A 6,079-nucleotide genomic window follows, 5' to 3' on the forward strand; every position below is an offset into this window, starting at 1 on the left:
AATTGTTCAGGCGGACGGACGCGAGGCTTTCTCGACGTGTCCGGACAGGCCGAAGCGACGATCCAGTTCATCCAGCACGGCCTGTGGATGCTGCCCCAGTTGGGCGAGCATGACCATGCTGTGGAACCACAGGTCGGCGGTCTCGTAGATCACGTCGCTGCAGTCGCCGCTGATGGCGGCGTCCTTGGCGGCAATAATGGTTTCGACCGACTCTTCGCCGACTTTCTCCAGAATCTTGTTCAGGCCCTTGTGATACAGACTAGCTACATAGGAGCTGTCGGCAGCGGCGCCCTTGCGCTCTTCAAGCACCTGAGCGAGGCGGGTCAGGGTGTCACTCATGTTTGTGTCCTGCGGAATAGATGGCGTGCGGGTCTTTCAGGACTGGGTCGACTGTCTTCCAGTCGCCGTTTTCGAAGACACGGTAGAAGCAGCTTTGACGGCCGGTATGGCAAGCGATGTCGCCGATCTGTTCAACCATCAGGATGATCACGTCGGCATCACAGTCCAGACGCATTTCATGCATCGTCTGCACATGGCCGGACTCTTCGCCCTTGCGCCACAGCTTGCCACGGGAACGTGACCAGTAGATTGCACGGTTTTCCGCAGCGGTCAGTTCGAGCGCTTCGCGGTTCATCCAGGCCATCATCAGCACGCGTCCGGTCTTGTGATCCTGGGCAATCGCCGGCACCAGGCCATCAGCGTCCCATTTGATCTCGTCCAGCCAGTTTTTCATCTTCGACTCCGACAGCGAACCCCACACTTCAATAGTCGGGTTCAGGCATTGAAACAGTGTGCCAGCCGATCACGAAACTGGCTATCGGCGAACGACCAGATACAAGCCGACTGCCACCATGATTCCCGCAGGCCAATGTCCCAACTCGTTAAGCGGGCCACCGATGGCGAGGATCACCCCGCCGGCCAGATGCGCGCAACCGAGCAGGCGCAGGAACCAGTCGTCCTTGCGTTTATGCCATGGCGGCGGTGGATCGTAGGCGTGCGGCTGCGACATGCGTTCGAGCAGATCACGGGCCATGTTGGCCAGGTGCGGCAGTTGTTCGAACTGGCTCTGCACGTTGCCGAGCAAGGCTTTCGGGCTGACGCGCTCGCGCATCCAGCGCTCGAGGAATGGCTGCGCGGTGTTCCACAGATCCAGATCCGGATACAACTGACGACCGAGGCCTTCGATGTTCAACAGGGTCTTTTGCAGCAGCACCAGTTGCGGCTGCACTTCCATGTTGAAGCGCCGTGCGGTCTGGAACAGGCGCATCAGCACCTGGCCAAATGAAATATCTTTTAACGGTTTTTCGAAGATCGGTTCGCACACCGTACGGATCGCCGCTTCGAATTCGTTGAGTTTGGTTTCCGCCGGCACCCAGCCCGAATCGATGTGCAGTTGCGCCACACGGCGGTAGTCACGCTTGAAGAAGGCGAACAGATTGCGCGCCAGATAATCCTGGTCTTCCGGGGTCAGGCTGCCGACGATGCCGCAATCGATCGCGATGTACTGCGGACTCCAAGGGTTGACGGTGCTGACGAAGATGTTGCCTGGGTGCATGTCGGCGTGGAAGAAACTGTCGCGGAACACTTGGGTGAAGAAAATCTCCACACCGCGCTCGGCGAGCATTTTCATGTCGGTACGCTGGTCGGCAAGGGTCGCCAGATCGGTGACCTGGATGCCGTAGATACGCTCCATCACCAGCACTTTCGGTCGGCACCAGTCCCAATAGACTTGCGGCACGTAGAGCAGCGGCGAACCTTCGAAGTTACGCTTCAACTGGCTGGCGTTGGCCGCCTCGCGCAGCAGATCGAGTTCGTCGTAGATGGTTTTTTCGTAGTCCTGGACCACGTCGACCGGGTGCAGCAGGCGCGCATCGGCGGAGAGTTTTTCGGCAGTGCGGGCGAGGATAAACAGCCACGCCAGATCCTGCGCGATGATCGGCTTCAGACCCGGCCGGATCACTTTGACCACCACTTCTTCGCCGGTTTTCAGCTGCGCGGCATGTACCTGCGCCACGGAGGCTGAGGCCAGTGGCTCAACGTCGAAACGGCTGAACACGTCGCTGATCTTCTTGCCCAACTGTTCTTCGATCAGCTTGATCGACAGCTGCGAATCGAACGGCGGCACGCGGTCCTGCAACAGCATCAGCTCATCGGCGATGTCTTCCGGCAGCAGGTCGCGGCGGGTCGAAAGAATCTGCCCGAACTTGATGAAGATCGGTCCCAGATCCTGCAACGCCAGACGCAGACGCGCGCCCCGGCTCAGGTCCAGCGGCTTGCGCGGGAACCAGCGCCACGGCAGCACGTAGCGCAGCGCCAGGAGAAACCAGGGCAGCGGCAGATCGAACAGCAGGTCATCGAGGCGGTAGCGGATCACGACGCGCTGGATGCGCAACAGACGGCGGACGGCAAGCAGCTTCATGCGTTATCGCTTGGGTCGAGGGATCGGGAAAGGCGCTCGAAACGCGCCTCGAGACGTTCCAGATCAAGTTTGATCCGGTCCAGTTCGCTGAATCGCGCTTCGGCTTCGCGCTGCCCGACGAGGGTGCGCGATTCTTCGGCGAGGTATTCGGCGAGGTTCTGGTTGAGGCTGGCAAATCCTTGTTGATACCAGCGTGCGCGGCTGCGCAGATGGCCACCGACCAGTTGCGTGGCGACCGGGCCGAGCCAGCGCGAGAGTTCGTACTCCCAGTCCAGCTCAAGGTCTTGCAGCACACCGGCCAGCTCCAGCAGCACGCCGCTGTCGCCATCGAGCTCGACTTCCGGGGCATGCAGCACTGCGGTCTTGTCTTTGCTCAAGGCCAGTTTGATCAGGCTCGAGGCCGGCGCACGCAGGGTGCAGTCGACACCGGTTTCCCAATGCGAGGCCAGCATCAGACCTTCATCACTCGGCAGGATGAACAGTTGCAGCGCCGGGCTGCGGCAGTCGACGGCAATCACCTTGCCGGTCAAATGCGCCAGCCGCGGCAGCGCCGTGCTGTCGAGACGCAGCACCCGGTTGAGGCCGAGTTCAACGCTGGCGAGCAGCCCGGTGAGCAACATCAGGGCTTGATGCCGCGGTGCAGGGCGACGATGCCTGCGGTCATGTTGTGATAGGTCACGCGGTCGAAACCGGCGTCGACCATCATCGACTTCAGGGTTTCCTGATTCGGATGCATGCGGATCGATTCGGCCAGGTAGCGATAGCTTTCCGAGTCGTTGGTGATCAGCTTGCCCATCAGCGGCATGAAGGCGAACGAATAAGCGTCGTAGGCTTTCGACATCAGCGCGTTGGTCGGTTTGGAGAATTCCAGCACCAGCAGACGACCGCCGGGCTTGAGCACGCGCAGCATCGAACGCAAGGCGTCTTCTTTGTGCGTCACGTTGCGCAGGCCGAAAGCGATGGTCACGCAGTCGAAGTGGTTGTCCGGGAACGGCAGTTTTTCTGCGTCCGCCTGAACGAACTCGACGTTGCCGGCGACACCCAGATCGAGCAGGCGGTCACGGCCGACCTTGAGCATCGATTCGTTGATGTCGGCCAATACCACCTGACCGGTCGGGCCGACCAGGTGCGAGAACTTTTTGGTCAGGTCACCGGTACCGCCGGCGATGTCCAGCACGCGGTTACCGCTGCGTACGCCCGACAGTTCGATCGCGAAACGCTTCCACAGGCGGTGCATGCCGCCCGACAGAAGGTCGTTCATCAAGTCGTATTTCGCGGCTACCGAGTGGAAAACTTCAGCGACTTTTTCCGCTTTCTGGCTTTCCGGAACGTTTTTGAAGCCGAAGTGAGTGGTGGGTTCGGCATCGCTGCCTTTGCGCTGATCAGTCATATCGCTGTCACCAAAAGAGAATGCGCGACATTCTAATCCCCAAGCCATGCTTTGTCTTGGAATGGCTAAAGGTAAGATGGGCAACCTTCGGGACGATTTGCCGCAGCGGCGGTCAAGATTTACCGACACATCTTTTTAAATCAGGAGTCATGCAATGGCCAAAATCACTGTTGAGCGTGCCCACAACCTGGGTAAGGAAGCCGCCCGCGAGAAGGCCGACAAGCTGGCGCAAAAACTCTCCGATCAATATGGCCTTGAGCCGCAATGGTCGGGCGATACCCTGAACCTCAAGCGCTCGGGCGTGAAAGGCGCGGTGCATGTGGCGGACGATTCGATCAAGGTCGATGTGGAGTTGGGCATCATGATGTCGGCCATGAGCGGCATGATCAAAGCCGAAATCGAAAAAGCCCTCGACAAGGCTTTGGTCTGAAACACGATCCCTTGTAGGGGTGAGCCTGCTCGCGATAGCGGTCTGTCAGTCGACTCCATTTTTGACTGATACACCGCTATCGCGAGCAGGCTCACTCCTACATTTGTTTTGTGGTGCTCCCTCTGTTTATGTCAGTTGTTAGGGTGCCGTTTCTAATTTATCTCCTTACTTTGTGCCTGAGCCCGACACTTTCGCGGGCAGTTCCTCAAACCTTCTGCGCGTGAGGTGCACCATGGCCAAAGTCATTTTGAAGAAAAAAATCGACGCTTCGACTTCTGCTCTGAGCGACGTCAAATCCTATGCCCGCAAGATCTGGCTGGCAGGCCTGGGTGCCTACGCCAAGGTCGGCCAAGAGGGCAGCGACTACTTTCAAGAGCTGATCAAGGCTGGTCAAACTGTTGAAAAGAAAGGCAAAAAAGCCGTCACCGAAAAACTCGAAGCGGCCAACGCCGAGATCGATGAAGCCAAGAGCGAAGTCAGCTCGTTCAAAGGTCGTGTCGAAGTTCAGCTCGACAAGGTCGAGAAGGCGTTCGACTCCCGTGTAGCAAGCGCCTTGAATCGTATCGGCATTCCGTCTAAACATGACGTTGAGACACTCTCTGCTAAGCTCGATGAGCTGACGGCATTGCTCGAACGCGTCGCGCGTAAATCTTAAGGAGAACGGGATGGCTGGTAAAAAGAACACCGATAAAGAAGGCAGCTCGTGGATCGGGAAAGTCGAAGACTACTCCCGCAAAATCTGGCTGGCTGGTTTAGGCGTGTACTCGAAGATCGACACTGACGGCAGCAAGCTCTTCGATACATTGGTCAAAGACGGCGAGAAAGCCGAGAAGCTCACCAAATCCGCAGTCGGCAAAAAAGTCGACGCTGCCAAGGATTCCGCTTCTTCGGCCAAGTCGCGCATCAGCGGCGTGAAAGATCGCGCACTGGGCAAATGGGACGAGCTGGAAGGGGCTTTCGACAAGCGCCTGAACAGCGCAATTTCGCGCCTGGGTGTACCGAGCCGCAATGAGGTCAAAGCACTGCATAGCAAGGTGGAAACCTTGACCAAGCAGATCGAAAAACTCACCGGTCTGAAAACCCAACCGGTGGCGGCGAAAACCGCTGCGGCAAAACCGGCCACGAAAACGGCTGCGGCCAAACCAGCAGCCAAGTCGGCAGCCAAGCCACTGGCCAAAGCGGCAGCTAAACCTGCTGCTAAAGCCGCGGCCAAGCCAGCAGCGAAAACCGCAGCCGCCAAGCCTGCAGCCAAAGCCGCAGCCAAACCGGTTGCCGCCAAAGCCGCTGCCAAGCCGGCAGCTAAACCTGCGGCCAAACCTGCGGCCAAAACTGCAGCGAAACCCGCCGCCAAGCCAGCAGCGAAAACTGCTGCCGCCAAACCGGCTGTCAAGCCTGCAGCGAAACCTGCTGCGGCGAAAAAGCCGGCAGTGAAAAAACCGGCCGCGCCGAAAGCCGCTGCGCCGAAACCGGCCGCACCTGCTGCAGCCAAGCCGGCCACCCCGGCAGCTCCGGTAAGCGCGTCGAACTCCGCCGCGGCACCGACTCCGGTGGCTACCCCGACTGTTGCATCGACGCCGTCGACGCCAACCAGTCAGTCCTGATTCTTCAGGGCAAAACAAAACGCCCGGCCTGTGAAGGTCGGGCGTTTTTGTTTGTGCATTTCAAGGCCGCCCCTCACCCCAGCCCTCCCGAAACGTCGGGCCGCCCGGAGGGAGAGGGGGCCGAACGAGGTGTCTTGCGTCGTACGTCGACCTGAACGATCGAGTCGATTATGGATTCAACAAAACCCTTTCAGGTCGGTGTAGCTCATCAGCATCCCCCAATCCGTCCCCTCTCCCTC

Annotated in this window: 8 protein-coding genes; 3 read left to right on the forward strand and 5 right to left on the reverse strand. The window is 59.1% G+C overall.

What is annotated here, in order from left to right:
• Positions 1 to 6: 6 nt before the first annotated feature.
• From AC0ZWN_RS06845 to ubiE, 5 genes are all read right to left on the reverse strand, one after another.
• Positions 7 to 339: a phosphoribosyl-ATP diphosphatase gene (locus tag AC0ZWN_RS06845; protein ID WP_003220849.1), complete on the reverse strand. Its 333-nt coding sequence runs from the start codon at positions 337 to 339 to the stop codon at positions 7 to 9.
• On the reverse strand, positions 332 to 733 hold the full coding sequence (gene hisI / locus AC0ZWN_RS06850; protein ID WP_476334494.1) for a phosphoribosyl-AMP cyclohydrolase: 402 nt from the start codon (positions 731 to 733) through the stop codon (positions 332 to 334). The genes AC0ZWN_RS06845 and hisI overlap by 8 nt, the downstream gene beginning before the upstream one ends.
• Positions 734 to 814: 81 nt before the next feature.
• Positions 815 to 2,419 (reverse strand): ubiquinone biosynthesis regulatory protein kinase UbiB, encoded by a 1,605-nt coding sequence (gene ubiB, locus AC0ZWN_RS06855; protein WP_476334495.1) that lies wholly within the window; start codon positions 2,417 to 2,419, stop codon positions 815 to 817.
• Positions 2,416 to 3,039: a ubiquinone biosynthesis accessory factor UbiJ gene (locus tag AC0ZWN_RS06860; protein ID WP_449122609.1), complete on the reverse strand. Its 624-nt coding sequence runs from the start codon at positions 3,037 to 3,039 to the stop codon at positions 2,416 to 2,418. The genes ubiB and AC0ZWN_RS06860 overlap by 4 nt, the downstream gene beginning before the upstream one ends.
• Positions 3,039 to 3,809 carry a bifunctional demethylmenaquinone methyltransferase/2-methoxy-6-polyprenyl-1,4-benzoquinol methylase UbiE gene (gene ubiE / locus AC0ZWN_RS06865; protein WP_008080626.1) on the reverse strand — a complete coding sequence of 257 codons (771 nt, stop codon included), beginning with the start codon at positions 3,807 to 3,809 and terminating at the stop codon, positions 3,039 to 3,041. Before ubiE ends, AC0ZWN_RS06860 begins: the two co-directional genes overlap by 1 nt.
• A 154-nt stretch (positions 3,810 to 3,963) precedes the next feature.
• Here ubiE and AC0ZWN_RS06870 point away from each other — a divergent pair, with 154 nt between their 5' ends.
• The 3 genes from AC0ZWN_RS06870 to AC0ZWN_RS06880 all read left to right on the forward strand — a co-directional run bounded on the left by AC0ZWN_RS06870 (position 3,964) and on the right by AC0ZWN_RS06880 (position 5,840).
• Positions 3,964 to 4,239, forward strand: coding sequence for a polyhydroxyalkanoic acid system family protein (locus AC0ZWN_RS06870; protein WP_093430067.1), 276 nt, complete (start codon positions 3,964 to 3,966; stop codon positions 4,237 to 4,239).
• 232 nt (positions 4,240 to 4,471) lie between these two features.
• The gene (locus tag AC0ZWN_RS06875; RefSeq protein WP_034152971.1) at positions 4,472 to 4,894 is read left to right on the forward strand and encodes a phasin family protein; all 423 of its coding nucleotides are present in this window, start codon (positions 4,472 to 4,474) and stop codon (positions 4,892 to 4,894) included.
• Between the two features lie 10 nt (positions 4,895 to 4,904).
• Positions 4,905 to 5,840 carry a phasin family protein gene (locus tag AC0ZWN_RS06880; RefSeq protein ID WP_476334497.1) on the forward strand — a complete coding sequence of 312 codons (936 nt, stop codon included), beginning with the start codon at positions 4,905 to 4,907 and terminating at the stop codon, positions 5,838 to 5,840.
• Positions 5,841 to 6,079: the final 239 nt, after the last annotated feature.

This window comes from Pseudomonas sp. 3B-A001-10F, from assembly GCF_056313565.1.

Coding starts and splice junctions, on each gene's coding strand:
- AC0ZWN_RS06845 (WP_003220849.1), bottom strand. CDS start 339: ATGAGTGACACCCTGACCCGCCTCGCTCAGGTGCTTGAAGAGCGCAAG.
- AC0ZWN_RS06870 (WP_093430067.1), top strand. CDS start 3,964: ATGGCCAAAATCACTGTTGAGCGTGCCCACAACCTGGGTAAGGAAGCC.
- hisI (WP_476334494.1), bottom strand. CDS start 733: ATGAAAAACTGGCTGGACGAGATCAAATGGGACGCTGATGGCCTGGTG.
- ubiE (WP_008080626.1), bottom strand. CDS start 3,809: ATGACTGATCAGCGCAAAGGCAGCGATGCCGAACCCACCACTCACTTC.
- AC0ZWN_RS06860 (WP_449122609.1), bottom strand. CDS start 3,039: ATGTTGCTCACCGGGCTGCTCGCCAGCGTTGAACTCGGCCTCAACCGG.
- ubiB (WP_476334495.1), bottom strand. CDS start 2,419: ATGAAGCTGCTTGCCGTCCGCCGTCTGTTGCGCATCCAGCGCGTCGTG.
- AC0ZWN_RS06880 (WP_476334497.1), top strand. CDS start 4,905: ATGGCTGGTAAAAAGAACACCGATAAAGAAGGCAGCTCGTGGATCGGG.
- AC0ZWN_RS06875 (WP_034152971.1), top strand. CDS start 4,472: ATGGCCAAAGTCATTTTGAAGAAAAAAATCGACGCTTCGACTTCTGCT.